The 17,426-nt window shown below is 56.4% G+C and carries 17 protein-coding genes; 5 read left to right on the top strand and 12 right to left on the bottom strand.

The window, feature by feature from the left end:
- Positions 1–82: 82 nt before the first annotated feature.
- On the bottom strand, positions 83–988 hold the full coding sequence (locus B5F39_RS07295; protein WP_143330683.1) for a phosphatidylglycerol lysyltransferase domain-containing protein: 906 nt from the start codon (positions 986–988) through the stop codon (positions 83–85).
- Between the two features lie 157 nt (positions 989–1,145).
- Here B5F39_RS07295 and B5F39_RS07290 point away from each other — a divergent pair, with 157 nt between their 5' ends.
- The 5 genes from B5F39_RS07290 to B5F39_RS07275 all read left to right on the top strand — a co-directional run bounded on the left by B5F39_RS07290 (position 1,146) and on the right by B5F39_RS07275 (position 8,085).
- On the top strand, positions 1,146–2,408 hold the full coding sequence (locus tag B5F39_RS07290; RefSeq protein ID WP_087365440.1) for a tetratricopeptide repeat protein: 1,263 nt from the start codon (positions 1,146–1,148) through the stop codon (positions 2,406–2,408).
- A gap of 10 nt (positions 2,409–2,418) precedes the next feature.
- The gene (recQ, locus tag B5F39_RS07285) at positions 2,419–4,233 is read left to right on the top strand and encodes a DNA helicase RecQ (protein WP_087365438.1); all 1,815 of its coding nucleotides are present in this window, start codon (positions 2,419–2,421) and stop codon (positions 4,231–4,233) included.
- Positions 4,234–4,426: 193 nt separating this feature from the next.
- On the top strand, positions 4,427–4,732 hold the full coding sequence (locus tag B5F39_RS14030) for a hypothetical protein (protein ID WP_143330682.1): 306 nt from the start codon (positions 4,427–4,429) through the stop codon (positions 4,730–4,732).
- Between the two features lie 27 nt (positions 4,733–4,759).
- Positions 4,760–5,272, top strand: a complete 513-nt coding sequence (locus B5F39_RS07280) for a nitroreductase family protein (RefSeq protein ID WP_087365436.1) — start codon at positions 4,760–4,762, stop codon at positions 5,270–5,272.
- Positions 5,273–5,472: 200 nt separating this feature from the next.
- Complete coding sequence (locus B5F39_RS07275; RefSeq protein ID WP_087365434.1) at positions 5,473–8,085, top strand: N-6 DNA methylase; 2,613 nt, start codon at positions 5,473–5,475, stop codon at positions 8,083–8,085.
- 214 nt (positions 8,086–8,299) lie between these two features.
- On the opposite strand, the gene B5F39_RS07270 is transcribed toward B5F39_RS07275, so the two are convergent.
- From B5F39_RS07270 to B5F39_RS14410, 11 genes are all read right to left on the bottom strand, one after another.
- The gene (locus B5F39_RS07270) at positions 8,300–8,983 is read right to left on the bottom strand and encodes a hypothetical protein (RefSeq protein WP_087365432.1); all 684 of its coding nucleotides are present in this window, start codon (positions 8,981–8,983) and stop codon (positions 8,300–8,302) included.
- A gap of 31 nt (positions 8,984–9,014) precedes the next feature.
- Positions 9,015–9,665: a hypothetical protein gene (locus tag B5F39_RS07265; RefSeq protein WP_143330681.1), complete on the bottom strand. Its 651-nt coding sequence runs from the start codon at positions 9,663–9,665 to the stop codon at positions 9,015–9,017.
- Between the two features lie 16 nt (positions 9,666–9,681).
- Entirely contained in the window at positions 9,682–10,293 is a 612-nt protein-coding gene (locus B5F39_RS07260; protein ID WP_087365428.1) for a hypothetical protein, read from the bottom strand.
- 211 nt (positions 10,294–10,504) lie between these two features.
- Positions 10,505–12,031, bottom strand: coding sequence for an N-6 DNA methylase (locus B5F39_RS07255; RefSeq protein WP_158095973.1), 1,527 nt, complete (start codon positions 12,029–12,031; stop codon positions 10,505–10,507).
- 228 nt (positions 12,032–12,259) lie between these two features.
- Entirely contained in the window at positions 12,260–12,625 is a 366-nt protein-coding gene (locus B5F39_RS07250) for a heavy-metal-associated domain-containing protein (protein ID WP_087365423.1), read from the bottom strand.
- Between the two features lie 158 nt (positions 12,626–12,783).
- Positions 12,784–12,972 carry a FeoB-associated Cys-rich membrane protein gene (locus B5F39_RS07245; protein WP_087365420.1) on the bottom strand — a complete coding sequence of 63 codons (189 nt, stop codon included), beginning with the start codon at positions 12,970–12,972 and terminating at the stop codon, positions 12,784–12,786.
- A gap of 81 nt (positions 12,973–13,053) precedes the next feature.
- Positions 13,054–15,240, bottom strand: a complete 2,187-nt coding sequence (feoB, locus tag B5F39_RS07240) for a ferrous iron transport protein B (protein WP_087365419.1) — start codon at positions 15,238–15,240, stop codon at positions 13,054–13,056.
- Positions 15,241–15,291: 51 nt separating this feature from the next.
- The gene (locus B5F39_RS07235; RefSeq protein ID WP_087365417.1) at positions 15,292–15,510 is read right to left on the bottom strand and encodes a ferrous iron transport protein A; all 219 of its coding nucleotides are present in this window, start codon (positions 15,508–15,510) and stop codon (positions 15,292–15,294) included.
- A 55-nt stretch (positions 15,511–15,565) separates the two neighbouring features.
- Positions 15,566–15,778, bottom strand: coding sequence for a FeoA family protein (locus B5F39_RS07230; protein WP_204245065.1), 213 nt, complete (start codon positions 15,776–15,778; stop codon positions 15,566–15,568).
- Positions 15,779–16,064: 286 nt separating this feature from the next.
- Positions 16,065–16,493 carry a hypothetical protein gene (locus B5F39_RS07225; protein WP_087365415.1) on the bottom strand — a complete coding sequence of 143 codons (429 nt, stop codon included), beginning with the start codon at positions 16,491–16,493 and terminating at the stop codon, positions 16,065–16,067.
- Between the two features lie 16 nt (positions 16,494–16,509).
- A complete protein-coding gene (locus tag B5F39_RS14410; protein ID WP_204245073.1) occupies positions 16,510–16,863 on the bottom strand; it encodes a hypothetical protein in 354 nt (117 codons plus the stop codon).
- Between the last annotated feature and the right edge of the window lie 563 nt (positions 16,864–17,426).

Genomic DNA, 17,426 nt, shown 5'->3' with positions numbered 1-17,426 from the left:
CGCCGCCGCTATCGCGCTGAGAGCAAGAATTTTCATCATTTTCGTCCTCCGTTTCATCATGTTGATCAGCTCCTGCATTTTATCATATAAATTTAATGTTGACCTTGCACTCTTTGAGGAAGCCGACGGGCATGTAGGACATCTTCGCGGCGCGCAGGCCCGCGTCGTTCATGTCCTCCTCGCGGTTCGCTATCTCGAGCTCGGGGTGCTCGGCGACCATGTGCGCGAGGAACTCCTTGTTGATCACCTGATAGGCCGCGCCGTATTCGAGGCTCGCCTTTTCGTAGTGGACGACTATCATGTTTCCGGCCAGCTCGCCTACCGTGTAGGCTTCTATCTTTTTGCCGACGCGGATGGCTCCGCCGCAGAGGTTCGGTATCCTGTGCCAGTTGTGCAGGATGCGGTGAATCGCGTGGTCTTCCTCGACGAGCCCCTCGTTCTGCCCGCAGTTGTTGATCTGGCACCACGACTGCTGGAATTCGATGATCTCTTCCAGCAGCGCGTCGTTCAGCGGCTCGTAGGTGTAGTCGTAGTTTTTGCGGAACTGGTTCACGCGGTTGCGCTTCTTCATATATTTGTTGCCCGAAAGCGTCGCGAGCGCGTGTATGTCGTAGAGATATTCCCACGTGCCGCGGTCCTCGGTCACCTCGACCTTCGCGTGTCCTTCGAGCTCGCGCGTCCATATCTCGGCGAGCGCCTCCGGCACGAGGTCTATCTCTATCTCGTCTCCGTAGTGCGCGCGCAGTATCTCTGGCCAGTCGTCCCGCTCCCAGCGTCCGACCGGCGCGAGGTCGTTAAGCCCCTCCTTGCGCTGGTGCAGCCAGTATAGGTCGTTTTCTTCGTCGTAGGCAATCTTCGTTCCGTAGTCGGGGCCGAGGCTCCATATTATTGGGAAGCAGTAGTCCGAGGTGCGCTGGGCGCACATGTTCCAGTGTTCCAGATAATGCTGCGCCTCGTCGAGCGTTATATCATGGAAATCCAAATTCACACAAATTACCTCCAGCCAAGTCTTTCGCTATAAGATTTTACCCCATTTGCGGAAAGGCTCATAGCCAAAAGTTATATAATTTCTGCTACAATTTCCGAAGAAAGGAACGCGGGGCCGATATTTCCCGAAATACGAGCGCGGCCCGCGGTTTTTGACGATGGCGTTCAATGACGACGAAGATATAAAATGCCCGGAGACCGTGCCCGACGAGCAGAAGGGGCTGACCGACGCGGAGCGGAGCTGGAGCGCGGAGAAGCCGCGGCGGCCGCGCGTGCCGAGGTCCGTTTTCGCGGGAGCCGCGGCTCTGCTGCTTCTGGCGTTCGCCGGCGGCGGCTGGTGGTATTACCGCTCGAACGTGCTGCCTGAGAAATATTATCTCAGCGCGGCTGAGCTTTTCAAGGCCGGGGATTATCCCGGCGCGGAAGAGCTTTTCGACAGAATTATGAAGCTGCGCCCGGAGCGGCGCGACCTGTTCTACTATAAGGCCTACTGCCGCGAACAGCAGGGCGGCAAAGACGACGCGATAAAATATTACGAGGAGCACCTAAAAAGCGAGCCGGAAGACGTGAAGGCGATGGTGCGCCTCGGCTGGCTCTATCTCGACCGTAAAGATTACGACGCGGCGCTGAAGTGGTTCCGCGAGGCGGCGAAGCGCGAGAAGAAAGATGCGGCCCTGTGGCGTCTCACGGCCCAGGCCGCCGAAAAATCCGGCGACGCGTCCGAAGCTTCCGCCGCGTGGCTGGCGGCGGCGAAATGCGGCGAAAGCGCGGAAGATATCATGGCCTGCGGCAAAGAGCTGCTGCGCATAGGCGACTACCGCGCGGCCGTTGCGGCCTACGAGCTCGCCGCGAAGGCCGCGCCGGACGACAAAGCGCCGCTTCACGGCCTCGCAGCCGCGAAGGCGATGCTGGGCCTGCCGACGAACCCGAGGCTCGTCATATCCCCGGGCGAGGCGCTCGGCGCGGTACGTCTCGGCGCGACGAAGGCCGAGGCCAAGGCCGCGATGGACGGGCGCTCGCCCGACGCGAAGGAATTCGGGACCGTCGGCGGGAAGTCGATGCTCGCAGACCGCCCCGTCGAGATATGGCGCTACGGAGGCTCGCGCGCTATGCGCATAATCTTCATCGGCGGCGAGGTACACGAGATAGAGAGCAGCTCGCCGCTTTACAAGACCGAGGACGGCCTAGGCCTCTCGAACTTCCTGCTCGCGAAGAACGCGGACAAACTCAAATGGAAGCGCGAGACTAACGCCGGCGTGCTCGTCTGCCTGGCGAAGGGCGGCGGCCTCACATTCTACGCCTACAGGCCCGACGGCGGCGGGGATTCGGCGGAGGAGACTAAATTCCGCGTCCACAGGGGCGACGTCAGCATCGACGGCGTGAACGGCTTCCCGCTCATGGAATTCGGCTCCGCCGGATAGATTCGGCGGCATGTCAACGCCTCACGAAATCTTAAAAAAAGTATTCGGCTACGACACATTCCGCAAAGGCCAGCTCGAGCTGATAGAGGCGATAGCCTCCGGACGCGACGCGATGGGCGTCATGCCGACCGGCGCGGGCAAGTCGCTCTGCTACCAGATACCGGCGATAATGACGGGCGGCCTCGCCGTAGTCGTCTCGCCGCTCATCTCGCTTATGAAGGACCAGGTGGACGCGCTGCGTGAGAACGGCGTCAGCGCCGCGACCATAAACAGCGCGATGGACTGGGAGGAGGCCGCCGGGGTATTCCGAGCCGCGAGAAACGGAAGAATACGGCTGCTCTACGTCGCACCCGAGCGGCTCGAAGGCGGCTTCGCGGACTTCCTGCGCGACGCGGCCCCGAAGCTCGTCGTCGTGGACGAGGCGCACTGTGTCTCGCACTGGGGACACGACTTCCGTCCCTCGTACCTGAACATCGCGCCGGTCATAGAAAGCCTGCCCGTGCGTCCGCCCGTCGCCGCCTTCACCGCGACCGCGACGCCCGAAGTGCGCGACGACATAATAGCCCAGCTCGGCCTGCGCGGCCCATTTTCGCTCACGACCGGCTTCGACCGCGAAAACTTGTTCTTCCACGTCGAGCGCCCCGACGACAAAAACGCCGCGATGCTGCGCTACGTCGCCCAATTCCCCAACGCCTCCGGGATAATCTACTGCTCCACGCGCAAAACCGTCGAGACCGTCTGCGAACGGCTGCGCGGCAAGGGGATCAAAGCCGTGCGCTACCACGCGGGGCTGTCCGACGCGGAGCGCGCGCACAATCAGGAAGAATTCATCCACGACCGCGCCCCCGTCATGGTCGCGACCAACGCCTTCGGCATGGGCATAGACAAATCGAACGTCCGCTACGTGCTGCACTACAACATGCCGCAGAACCTCGACGCCTACTATCAGGAGGCGGGGCGCGCGGGACGCGACGGACTGCCCTCCGACTGCCTGCTGCTCTACGGCGCGCGCGACGTCGTGACGGCGAAATTCTTCATATCGCAGAGCCCCGAGGATACGCGAGCCTCGGCGAATAAAAAGCTGCGCGCGATGATAGACTACTGCCATACGACGGGATGCCTGCGCGCCTTCATACTCAACTACTTCGGCGAGACGGACGCGCCCGAGAAATGCTCCGCATGCGGCAACTGCGTCGGCGAAACTGAGCGCGTCGATATAACTACCGAGGCGCAGAAGCTGCTCTCCTGCGTCTACCGCATGGCTCAGGCGAGCGGCGGACGGCGCTACGGGATCTCTATGCTCGTAGACGTGATACGCGGCTCGCAGCGCGCGGAGGTGAAGGAGCTCGCCTTCGACAAAATATCCACCTACGGCCTGCTCAAAGAGCGCAGCGCGCGCGAGGTGCGCGACATGGCGGACTTCCTCATCGCCGAGGGCTACCTCAGTCTCGGAAGCGACTTCCCGACACTCTCGCTCACCAAGCGCGCGATGCAGTTCTTCCGCAGCCCCGCGCCGCTCCTCATGCGCGTCAGCGAGGGCGAGAAGAAAAAGGCCGAGCACATAAAAAAACGCACGCGCGAAATATCGGCCTCCGCGTCGGAAGGCCTCTTCGAAGAGCTGCGCGTACTGCGCCGCGCGATAGCGTCGGAAAACGGCGTGCCGCCTTACGTCGTTTTCTCCGACAAGACGCTCGCCGCGATATGCGAGGCGATGCCCGAGGACGAGGACGACTTCCTTGAAATCCCAGGCGTAGGCGCGGCGAAGCTCGAACGCTACGGCGAAGCCTTCCTGTCGGTGGTCCGTGACTGGAAGCGCCGAGCGTAACGCGCGCTCATATACCATCTCGACTATTTAAGAAAACGGCCGCATATCATAGTTCCGACTTTCAGCGCCGCGCGCCGTCCGCGCCGGCGGAGCAGCGCGCAGCCGTAGATGTTTAACCGCCAAAGAATGGCGGCGCGCCTCATCGTCATTTCGTGTCTGACGCAAAGTCTTGTGCGCCCCAACGGATATAATTTTGAATTTCATCGCCGCTTTGGCAATACGGACGGCCTTAGAAGCACAAGGCGGCTATGGCTCGAGCCGCCGCCGCGGCGCTCGCGAGATGCGGTTTTTTACTACAGCGGCGTTCCGTTCGTTAGACTGCAAGAGCATGGCGGAGACGAAAAAAGCGCCGGATTCCGCCGGTTCTCGTCAAATGCGGCGTTTTATCCGCCCTCCGCGTTTTCGACCGCGCCGCGCGCTATTTGTTTTTCAACGAGCACGCTATAAAATAGATAAACTGAAGGCGGGCGCGCAAAAACGCGCTCGCCGCGATTTTTAACAAAACGCCGAGAAGGAGACGGAAAGCATGACCGCCATAGAAGCGATAATGAAACGCAGAAGCATAAGAAAATTCACCCAAGAGCCCGTGACGAAAGAGACGGCGATGCAGCTCGTGGACGCCGCGGCCGCCGCGCCGAGCGCGATGAACCTCCGCCCCGTCCGCTTCATCCTCATGGACAAACATGACATGGCGAAGCTCGCCGAAACGATAGACCAGAAGCAGCCCTTCGAGCAGGGCCGGTGGGCGATAGCCGTCTGCGCCGACACGCGCGGTTACACTGGCGGCACAGGCTGGCTTGAAGACAGCGCGGCGGCGCTTGAAAACATCCAGATAGCCGCAACAGCCCTCGGCCTCGGCGCGCTCTGGTACGGAGTCTACCGCCGCGCCGCCAAGGAACCCCAAGTCCGCGCCGCGCTGAATCTACCCGAAGGCGTGGAATGCGCAGGAATCGCCGTGATTGGGTATGCGGGGGAAAATAAAGATAAACATGGCAAAGTTGGAGAGAAATTTGTGTTTGAATCAACGTGGAAAGAATAATATATATAATATTTATTGCTTACAAAGGGTAGCATCATATAACTTTTTTAAGCTGTCACGAACCTGTTTTACGTGATTCATTAAAAGATAAAATGTATAATGTTCAATAAATTTTTCTGTCAATTACTGTCAATTAAATTAAAGATATTAACCTTTATGTATGTAGATAAATCTAGTTCCAGTGTGTCTGAGGTGAAACAATGGAAATAACAGAAGTGAATTTTAATGAAAATGGCGACATAATTGATGTTTTATCTGGGAAAGTAATCAAAGACACGCCAGAAGAACGGATTCGTCAGCGTTTTATAAATATCTTACAGTTCGATTATGGCTATCCAAAAGCCAATATAGCAAAGGAAGTTCCAATACAACAGGGCTCTAAAAAAATACTTAGTACTAATGATGGTTCTGAGATAAGGGCAGATATTGTCGTTTACACATCAAAAAGAGCTTGTCTTGAAAAAGACCAAGGGAATATTTTGTTTGTCGTAGAATGCAAAAAACCAAATGCAACTGAAGGATATGCACAATTAGTCTCATATATTTTTAACACCTCAGCTATCGGAGGAGTTTGGACAAACGGAACTGGCATTAGCGTATATAAAAAGAAACCAGGCGTAGAAGTTGGGCTAGATGAGATCCTCTCGCTCCCACGATATCGTGAAAGTTGGTATGGCAACGATTCTATCCCCAGCAAAAGTAGTTTGCCAAGACCACGTAATGTAAGATTTCTTCTTTCAGCATGCCATAACAAGCTTTATGGTCGTGGAATGGAAAATGAGGATTTTGACCTTGCAATGGACATGGTAAGAATTCTTCTTGCAAAAATTCAAGATGAGACTACCCCTGGTGAATTTCCACGTTTTTGGATAACTGAAAATGATTTTCATACTGCGGAGGGACGAAAACATGCTGCTTCAGAAATTCAAAAATTATTTAGAGAATATGCTGATCAGTACCCAGATGTTTTTGATTCATACGAAAAGATTCAAGTGGGAGATGATTGCATTGCAGAAGCTATTGGCGTTTTAAAAAACTGGAGCCTTGCAGCGAGAAACGATGACGCTGATGATTGGGATCTTATGGGGGAAACCTATGAGCAGTTTACTCACATTAATTTGAAACGGCAACAGGGACAGTTTTTTACCAATCGCTTAGTGGTGGACATGATAGTAAAAATGCTTGCCCCAGAAATAGGCGAACACACTTTAGACCCTGCAGGTGGAAGTGGCGGATTTGCAACAAGTATTTTCCGGTATTTAAGAAGAAAAGTGCTATCAAGAACTGAACCAAATTCACCAATGAGAGATCGTCTGTTAAATACCATCAAAGACAGTGTTTATCTTGTAGAGATTGCGGCTCGATTGGTAAAAATTGCAAAATGCGCTATGATCTTAACGGGCGACGGTCAATCTGGGATGACACGAGGGAATTCACTTGGTCTCTATTCTAAGTTAGATCCGTGGATTGTCTCAAGATGTGCCCAAGGAAAAAGCAATGCCCCGTCCGTAATTGCTACAAACCCGCCATTTTCTGGTCAAAAAATTGACTCTCAGATTTCAGATCGGTCTATCTTAAAAAATTATTATTTTGGACATAGCTATAAAAAAAACAGCAATGGAAGCTTTGTTTTTTCTGTAGATGATAAAGATATCCTTCAACACCAAGCACCTGAATTGTTGTTTATAGAAAGGTGCATAGATTGGTTGAAACCAGGTGGGCGGATTGGTATTGTTTTACCAAAAGGAATTTTAGATAATGTCAGCTATGAAGCATACAGGGAATGGATTCTGGAAAGATGTGAATTATCTGGCGTTGTTACACTACATAAAGATACTTTCCAGCCAGATACTGGTGTAAGAACTTGCGTTTTAATCTTGAGAAAGCCTCAAAAAGGTAAAACACCTAGAGATGAATATAATATTTTTATGGCAATGTCACAAAGAATCGGTCAGGATTCCAAGGGAAATTCTGTCTTTGTCCTTGACGGGAATGGCAACAGCACAGGTATATTAAACCATGACCTAGATGAAATCGCAGATGCCTATCTCGATTTTATATCTGGCAAAGAACACAAAAAATCAGAATACATCTTTTCCATCAAAAAAAGCGACATTAAGGATCACATCAATATTAATCCTCAACATTATTCTCCCAAGTTGAATGCCGCTCTGGATCGTGTTCTTGCTTTTGACAATATGAATAATTGGGCAACAACAACAATCGGTCAACTTGAAGCTGGAATACGTATATACATTGGCCCACGTTGGAATTCTGCTAATATTAAGATTGATAATCCAGATGACACGTCTGGGCTTGTACCATATTTGACTGCCAATGCGGCTTTGGAGTTAAGACGATTTACGATAAAGTGGTTAGATATAAAAAAGGCGACTGCACAGCAAAAGCAGTCCATTGCTTTGTTAAAAATACAAGAAGGAGATATTTTAATTTCTCGTTCAGGAACGATTGGCAAGGTAACTTATGCAACAAAAGATTTGGCAGAAAATTATATTGTAAGTGATGATCTTGTTCGTGTTCGAGTTAAGGATCCAACATTGAGAGCTTATCTTCTTGCATATTTTACATCTTCTACGGCATTATCACTCATGTTATTAGATGAGTATGGATCTGTACAGCAACATTTACAACCCCTCCATATTCAGGAAATGCTTATCCCTATACCAGATGATTGGAGTATGGTCCAAACTACGATAGATGCAGGAAAAATGTTTATGCGTGCGATGGAATGCATGTCGCATGCGGACAGAGAGATTCGTTTGAATGGCTTTGATTCACTAATGGATTTATGATCGGAAATCCATACTAGTCGAGGTTGTATAGTATATTGTTTTCTTCTGAGGACAATACGGTTGATGCCCGCAGATTCACTATGCCATTTCTTCTATCTCCTTTTTCTTTCTGTTACTCTCTGTGATTCCTCCTTATTGTGATTTGCCTTTGAAAATCGCACATAGACCGCCCCGCCGCGCTGAGCAGGGCGGTTTTGCCGTATTGCGCCCGGTGCTATCTCAGATACGATTTCGCTTCAGAGTCTATGGCCATTTTGAGCAGCCTCCAGTTGGGGGTGAAGAGGTTTTCTTCACGTGCTCGGTTTTCTATTTTTTCGCCGTCTTCTATGAAGCCGTTGACGAAGTTGTCTATGAACATGTAATCGCAAATCCCGAAGTCTACGCAGTTCAACGTCTTCGTCAGTGTGAGGCAGTACCTGTCCGCAGAGAGCTCCATGCAGCCGTAGACCGGCGGCGTGTACGTCTTTATCTCCGGCTCGACCTCGGGCCAGATTTTTGTGTAGAGTATTTCGTAGAAGGACATCCCTTCAAGCTCACGAGGCGCGGGCTTCGCGCCGTTTTTGCCGTTCTTTCCGCAGTATTCCCTGTAATTCTCATATCCGAGCAGCCGGGCCGTCATCTCCTCCATGACGTGTGTCAGGAGTATCTGCGCCGTTTTTTCGGCGGTGCGGAGATGCGCATAGTAGTTGATTTTGCGGTACTTCTTCGACGGGAAGAGTATGTCCACAAAGTCTATCACACCGCACATGTCGTAGAGGTCGAGGGGCATGTCCGTGTACCATTCCGCATTTTCGGTCCAACGCCGCATACGTAGGTCGTGCTTCGCTTCGAAGAATATTTTTTTACGGATTTTCATGCTCCTGTCCAGTATCGTCTTTTCTTTTCTGATTTTTCTCATTCCGCCTCCTCCTTGATGTTTTCCAGCATTTTCAGCGCCGTCTCCGTGGGCAGGGGGGGGCCGAAAGCCCGAGCGCCGCGTATTTTTTGCGCTCAGCTTCGAGCGCGCGGGCGCGTTCCGCCTCTTTCCGCGCTTTGCGTTCCGCGGCGGCGCGTTTCAGCTCGGCTTCGCTTTTTTCGTCGTAGTCCCTGAGCCAGCGGGCCGAGAGAGCGCGGAAGTCCTCGCGCGGGCGCGGCGGCCTTTTTTCGCTTTTCCCCACATTTTTGACTTCGGCGCGCGCGAGAAGGTCTTTCGCGGGCCGCCAGAGCGCGGCGAAGTTTTCCGCGCGCCCGTTTATCCGTTCGCCGCAGCCGGGGCACGGGACGCGCCATTCGCCCGCGGCCCAGAGCTCAAGCAGCATTCCGAGGCTGAGCGGCCCGCCGCCGGCGTAGGCGAGGGATAGGCCGGAGAAAAGCGGGGTTATCCCGTATATTTCCGGCCTGGCCGCTATTTCGGCACGCTTTTCCCAGAAGCGGGCGAAGCTGCCGAAGAAATGCTCCCTGTCGCGCGCGCGGCGCTCTTTGCAAAGCGCTTCGGCGCTTTCCTCCACGCTGTCCGTTTGTGCCGGCGTCACGCCGCCGCCTGAAATCACAAATTTTTTGTTCCCTATCCGCACGCATCCGTATTTCTGGTTGAACGGCACCGCTTTCACTCTCCTTTCAATCCTCCCAGCCGGGGATGACGTCCGTCTGGTCGATGTACTCTATACGCACGGGCGGCTCGTTCAGCAGCTTTTTGAGTATTTCGCCCGTTTCGCCGCCGAGGTCGCCCGCCGACTTTACCCTGTAATAGTTTTTGAAGCCGTCGGGCAGGACGCACCGTATCTGCTCCTCGTAGGCCCTGCCGTCGCGGCCCGCCGTGCATATCACGTGGAGGTTCGCTCCGAAGCCGTATTCCCATTCGAAGAAGCCGTCAGTCATTAGCCGCGCCATCGCCTCGCGGCCGCTGTACGAGCTGTGGAGGCGCATCGGCGCGAAGGGGATGAGCAGAGGGTCTATCAGTATGGTCTGCATCTGGTAACGCACGATGTGGAGCATGTGTCCGAAGAAGCCGCCGTAGCCCGAGGCGACCACACGGACGGGGTCGTCCTTCCCCTTCGCAAGCTTTTCGTACATATTGCGGCGCGACGAGAGGCGCTCGAATGTCGCGCGCGGGTCGTAGCGCCCGTATTCGAGATCCGGCGAGTATATTTCGCCGCCGGCGTTGGCTTTGAGCCATTTGTAAAGTTCGCTGTTCCCGTTTTCACAGATGTCGTGGATGTTGATTATCATGCCTTGTCCTCTCCTTTCGAATTTTCGGGCGCGCCGGACCGTCCCGCGCGCCTTCGGAAAATTCCGGCGCACGTCGTGCCCGCGGCGCGGCTTTCGTCCGCCGCGCCTTCTATGCTCGTTTCGCGAATCTATGGATGAGGGGAAGGTACGGGCGCTGCGCGTAAAATTTGCGAGAAGCGCCCGCGGTCGCGCCCCGTATCGGGGCCTTTGGTTATTTCCTGTCGAAGAGCGACGACATCGCCGCTTTTATCTCTTTTTCTCTGGCTTTGACCGCGCGCAGCTCGTCCTCGGCAGTGCGGTAGTTTTCCGCCGTTTTCCGCATTTCCTCCTCCGGCGCGAGCGGCACGCGAAGCTCCTTGAGGGCCGAGGCTGAGAGGGTCTTTATCGCCGTTCCGGTCGAGAGCATCGCGAGGGCCTTCTGCCCGCGCGCGCTTTCGAGGTAGGCTTTCAGGTAGTACGGGTCAAAGCCAGGCTTTGTTATCCTTATTATGTAGAAATTGGCGCTCGGTATCATCTTTGTGTCTCCGAGGCCGCGTATCACGGCGCTGCGCGGCGTATCTCCTATCTTCGATATTACGATGTCGCCGTCGCGCAGCAGGCAGTCCAGATATTTCGGCGGCAGCTTCGATATGCGGCCGAGCCCGTCCGATAGCAGGCCGTCTGATATGTCCGCGTAGTTTATGACGCTGTATGCCGGCTCGCCTCCGCTGAGCGCCTCGAACTCCCGCGTCCCCATCATCGCGCCGCGCGTTATCGCGGCTATGTCGCCGAGGCGCGCGTATTCGCCCGGCTCTTCATCCGCTGGCATGTAGCGCTCGGGAACGAGCCGCCACCCTCCGCGCTCCATCTCCTCCGCGGAGACGCGCTTACCGTGCCCGCCGCCGGAGAGCGTGGCGAGAATCTCGTCTATCTGCTCCCTGCCGAGCTTCTTCCTGCGGCGGCCCGACGCCTCCATGCAGCTCGCATCCGCCATGATTACGCCGTCGCAGCCGCGCTTTATCACGACGAGCGTGACGGAGGGCGCGGGATACGAGGTCATGCCTCCGGGCAGAGAGACGACGGCCTCTATCAGCCCCTCGCGCACGAGATGCCCGCGCACCGGAGCGTCGAAGCTGTTCCACAGAGGACCGCCCGCCATGACGCAGACGGCGCGCCCCCCCTCCTTCAAGGACGAGATGACCTTGCAGACGTAGCTCCAGCAGCCCGATATGTGGCTCGCGCGGCGCAGCGTCTTTATCCACGGCAGCTCGCGCAGCATGAAGTCCGCGCCGCGTCGTTCCTCGTTGAAGCGCAGGCCGATGGGTGGCTCGCAGTATATCTTGTCGTATTTTTCTTCCGGCGCTTCGAACACGTCTCCGGACGATATTTCCGCACGCCCCGGCGCGACGAGCGAGAGCCTGGTCCTCGCCGCCTCTGCCAGCCATTCGTCAAGCTCTATCCCGCGAAACGAAGCCCCCGGCGCCTCGCGCGCCGCGCGCATGAGGAAGGCCCCGCTCCCGCAGCACAGATCCGCGACGCGCTCGCCATCTTTTATACGCAGTATCCCGATGACCAGCTCGGCCAGCGACTCCGACGTCGTATCGTGGTCGAATGAAAAAAGCTCCGCCTGCGGCTCCGTCACCAACGCGCGCGCCTCCTGAGCGTCCATGCCGCGGCTCTCAAGCACCTCCGACGGCTCGAGACGCGCGCGCGCCGCCAGCATCCTGAAAAGTTCCTTATCTCCGTATTCCCTTTTCAATTCACGCAGCTCGTATTGCTTCAGCTCACTCGCTCCCTGTTTTCCGTAAAATGTTTTGTCCATTCATCTAACGGTAAAAATATACCACTCAACGGCAATCCGGTCAAGTGGTAATGAATTATCATTTTTTATAAAACGTTTGGAGCGGCCCCAAAGACGAGCCGCGCCGAAAAAACGGCGCGGCAAAGCGTTTCATCCGCTCCGCCGCGCGTTGCAGCACTTTGCGTTTTACGCCTTTATCGAGACGACTTCAAACCCCGCCTCTTCTACTGCGCGGCGTATCGCCTCGTCGGGGACGGGGCGGTCGTAGGAGACTACGGCGATTTCGTTTTTGAGGCTGACTTTCGCGGACGCGCCGTCGATTTTGTTTATCGCTTCGGTCACACTACGGACGCAGTGGTCGCAGTGCATGCCGGATATTTTCACTGTCTTTTTGCCTATCGCGTGGTTTTCGAGGCGTTTTTCGGCCGCGGGCGCGAGGCCTGAGCCGCCGCCTCCGCAGCATGGGCTTTCGCCCCTGAAGTGTTTTATCGCGCCGCGCACGGCGAAGAACATAAGCGCGGCCACCAGCGCCAGTATTACGGCGTCTACCATTGAGGCATCTCCTTTTTTGCGTTTTTACGCCTGTATCATTTTCTGCGCAGTTTGCCGCTGACGAACTTGTGTCCGTAGTAGACGGCGACCGCCAGGAAGTATATCGCGAGGAACACCCCGAAGGCGTAGAACATCGAGCCTGTGGAGTCTCCCATTTTTCAGTCCTTCTTTTCTTCTTTGAAGAGGTTTTCGTAACTGCAGCGGCCGGCGCAGGAATGTCCGCAGCCGGAGCAGCCTCCGCCGCAGCCGCAGCACGGGCCGCCCTCTTTCGATTTGCGGAGGCGCCGCACGACGACGTATACGCAGTAGGCGGCTATGACGGCCAGGATTATGATGTCGGCTTTCACGGATCGTCTCCCCTTTCTAAGGGCGGAGCCGGATACTTGTCGCGTACCCGGCTCCGCGTGTTTTGGTCTATTATACCGTTTCTACGCGGCCTGCTGTACGGAGCGCTTGGAGTAGACGCGCTGGTTCTTGTAGGGGTCGGGCCTGAAGAGCATGTAGAGCAGGAAGAGCGCGACTACGAGCGCGATTCCGGTCCACGCGGTGAAGCCGCCGCCCATGAAGAAGGTGCCGAGCTGGTAGACGCAGAGGCATACGAGGTAGGAGAATATGTTCTGGAAGAGTATTGCGAACCAGAACCATTTGCGGCTCTGCATCTGCTGCGCCATCGTCGCTATCGCAGCGAGGCAGGGCGAGTCGAGCATGTTGAAGAGCAGGAAGCTGAAGGCCGCGAGCGTGCTCGGGAACCACGCCGCCACCGCTTCGGCCACGGTCACCGCGTCTTCGACGTCGCCCGTTACGTTGGCGAGGACGCCCATCGTGGAGACTATGGCCTCCTTGGCGGTGAAGCCCGAGATGGAGGCCGCGACGGACTGCCAGTTGCCGAAGCCGAGCGGCGCAAAGAGCGGCGCTATGGCTCCGCCTATCACCGCGAGGATGCTGGCCGAGCTGTCTTCGACCATTCCAAAGCCATCTTCGCCGAAGCCGAAGCCGCCAAGGAACCACATTACCACGCAGGCTACGAAGAGTATCGTTCCGGCTTTGACGATGAAGCCTTTAAGGCGCTCCCAGACGTGGAGCAGGACCGTCTTGGCCGACGGGACGTGGTACTGCGGCAGCTCCATGACGAAGGGCGCGGGCTTGCCGGAGAACGGCGCGGTTTTCTTGAGCATTATCGCCGAGCAGAGCACCGCTGCGATTCCGATAAAGAACATCAGCGGCGCGATGACTCCGCCGGCCTCGTAGCTGCCGGTGGCGTAGCTGGCTATAACTCCGCCCATGAGCGCGATGACGGGCAGCTTGGCTCCGCAGGGGATGAAGGTCGCCGTCATTATCGTGAGGCGGCGGTCGTTATCCTGTTCGATGGTGCGCGAGGCCATTATGCCGGGGATGCCGCAGCCGGAGGAGATGAGCAGCGGGATGAAGCTCTTGCCGGAGAGGCCGAAGTGGCGGAAGACGCGGTCCATTACGAATGCGATGCGCACCATGTAGCCGCAGTCTTCGAGTATCGAGAGGAAGAGGAAGAGTATCGCCATCTGCGGCACGAAGCCGAGCACCGCTCCGACGCCGCCGATGATGCCGTCGACGACGAGGCTCATGACGAGGTCGCCGGCGCCGGCGGATTCAAGAATGCCGCCGGCCTGCTCCTGCACCCAGCCGACGAAGGTGTCGTTCGTCCAGTCGGTGACCCACGTCCCGACCGTCGTGACGGATATGTAGTAGACCACGAACATGACGGCCATGAATATCGGGATGCCGAGCACGCGGTTCGTGACTATCTGGTCTATCTTGTCGGAGGCGGTCATCTGCTCTTTGCCTTTTTTGACCGCGGTGGAGACTATTTTCTGTATGAATTTGTAGCGTTCGTCGGTGACGATGCTCTCCATGTCGTCGTCGTGCTTCTCTTCGAGCTCTTTTCTCGCGGCGGCGAGGACTTCTTCGCCCTTCGCGGAGAGCTTCATGCTCTCGACGACCTTGCTGTCGTTTTCGAGAAGTTTGACGGCGTACCAGCGCTTTTTGCCCTCGGTGACGGATTCGGGCAGCACGGCCTTGACTTCGGCGACGGCCTTTTCCATCTCCTTGGAGAATATCTCGCGCGGAAGGTCGGCGTCCGTCTCCCTCGCGACTTTGACGGCCTCTTTGACGAGCGCGTCGAGGCCGGTCTCCTTAAGCGCCGAGGTCTCCACCACGGGGCAGTTGAGAAGCATCGAGAGGCGCTCCGTGTCCACTTTGATGCCGCGCTTCGCGAGCAGGTCGGACATGTTGAGCGCTATGACGACGGGAATGCCCGTCTCGATGAGCTGCGTCGTGAGATAAAGGTTTCTCTCGATGTTCGTCGCGTCCACGAGGTTGATGATGACGTCGGGGGCGTCCTTCAGAAGATAGTCGCGGCTGACGACCTCTTCAAGCGTATAGGGAGAGAGAGAATAAATACCCGGAAGATCCGTTATAACGATTTCCTCGCCTGTTTTTACGCTTTTCAGGCGTCCCTCTTTCTTTTCCACCGTGACCCCGGGCCAGTTGCCTACGTACTGGTTGGCCCCGGTCATGGCGTTGAACATGGTAGTCTTGCCGCAGTTCGGGTTGCCGGCAAGAGCGAATCTCATGGCCATTTCAGTTACCTCCTTGGGATAATTCCTCTGTTGGTTCCAAAATTCCGCAGGCTACCTCACCTGCACGCACTGCGCGTCGTTCTTCCTTACCGAGAGCTCGTAGCCTCTGACCGTTATCTCTACGGGGTCTCCGAGCGGGGCGACCTTGCGTATGTAAAGCTCCGTACCCTTGGTGATACCCATATCCATGATGCGGCGCTTATACGCTCCGTCTCCTTCGATCTTCGTCACGACGACCGTGCTTCCGACCTGCGCTTCGCCTAAAGTCATAGTTCCGTCTCCTTTCAGTAAAAGCCGTAGGACAAATATTTATGAATACAACGGGCTATATCAGTATGTGGCGCGCCATGTCCTCGTTTATCGCAACGCGCGAGTCCTTGACGTTCACAATGACGTTTCCCCCGATTGCCGAAATTACCGTGATTTCAGCGCCTGTGATTATTCCGAGGTTGCCGAGGAATCTTCTCGTATCCTCGCTTCCCCCGACTCTTCCTATTACGTTTTTCTCGCCGATTCCCGCGAGCGTCAGCGGCATCATTTCACATCATCCCACTTCTCCGCGCCCGGTGCAGGCGCACGTTGTGTTAGCGGCCTCTAATCCGCTCTTGGCGTTAGTTTATGCTAACATTTATGTATAGTCAAGTGTTTAAGGCAATTTTTCACGCTTCGTAGAATACAGATATGAAACGATAAGATAAGCCGACGCTTACGAAACGGCCGGCGGCCCCTCAGTTTGCCGCGCGCGCATGAAAAAGCCGGGCTTCGGATGGAATTCCAAAGCCCGGCGGGGCCGGCGTTTGTTATTTCGTTTGCGGGAGGCGGCGTTATTTCTGCTGCGCCGCGTAGTTTATCACCCAGTCGTGCGTTTTTTCGCCGAGGGAGTCCTTCGGGATGTCGCGCCAGTGCTCGTCCGAGAATTCGCGGCTCTGGGCGCCGGTCTCCTCTATGCCGTAGACGGCGCGCGCGGAGAGGAACTGATCCTGCTTCGCGTCCTTTTTATAGGCGAAGGTGAGGTAGAGATAGTTCGCTTCTACGCCGCTGCGCTCTTTGAACTGCTCGCGAGCCTCCTTCGTCCGGATGGCGACCTTCGAGACCGCGGTCACGTAGCTTCCCTCGTCTACGATGGAGTCGGTGTCTATGTAGACGATGTTGGTGCCGTGGCGGTCTATCTCGACGTAGTTTTCGGCGAAGGCCGAAGCCGATGCGCAGAGCACGAGCGCGAGAGCGGCGAATATGCTGACGAATCTGCCCATATTTGGATATCCTCCTTTATTTTATTACCCGGTCGATGACTACCCCGAGCACGGCTCCCGTGAGCGCGCCCTTTACGAAATCGTCATTGTCGTCCTTGTCATAATAGCGGGGCGCGGGAGGGGCCGGCTGCGGCGGCGCGGGCTGGGGAGCCGGCTTCGGAGCGGGAGCGGGCTGAGGCGCCGGCCCCGGCTTCTGCGGCCCCGGCTTGCCCGGCTGCCCGGGCTGTCCTGGTTTCTGCGGGCCTGGCTGCTGAGGCCCGGGGCCCGGCTCTCTCGGCGGCTGTCCCGGAGCCGCGAAGGCGGCTGCGGAAATCCCCGTCATCATCGTAACTGCGACGAACAAAGCCGTCGCGCGTCCGCATTTTTTCAAAAAGCTTTCCTTCATATACAAAATCACCGTTTCCTTTTCTTACGATTCCGACAAAATCCGTAAGCGGCGGTCATAGGCCGCCGCCTGCGTTTTACTTATGAGGGGCAGGGCCCGGATGGTTCGGGGTCGGCGCCGGGTGCTGCGGGCCGGGTTTCGGGGCAGGTTTGGGCGCGGGCTTCGGAGCGGGCTTGGGAGCCGGTTTGGGCGCAGGCTTCGGGGCCGGTTTAGGGGCCGGCTTGGGCGCAGGCTTCGGGGCCGGTTTAGGGGCCGGCTTGGGCGCAGGCTTCGGGGCCGGTTTAGGGGCCGGCTTGGGCGCAGGCTTAGGAGCCGGCTTCTGCGGGGCGGGCGCAGGTTTCGGCGGAGGCGGCGGCGCGGCGTAGGCCGCGGACACTCCGGCCACCATCGCAGCCGCCGCGATCGCGGCGGTCAGGCGTCCAGTTTTCTTGAAAAAGCTTTCTTTCATACACATCACTCCATTCTTGCCGCCCTATTCAGAGCGGCAGATTTTAAGTCACGGGTTACCCGCGCGAATACTCAGGCAGATTGCGAGCCGTTTTCAGAGC

This window comes from Cloacibacillus sp. An23 (assembly GCF_002159945.1).
Taxonomy (GTDB): Bacteria; Synergistota; Synergistia; order Synergistales; family Synergistaceae; genus Caccocola.
The sequence above is the reverse complement of the archived record's forward strand: the minus strand, read 5'-3'. Positions and strand labels throughout refer to the sequence as shown.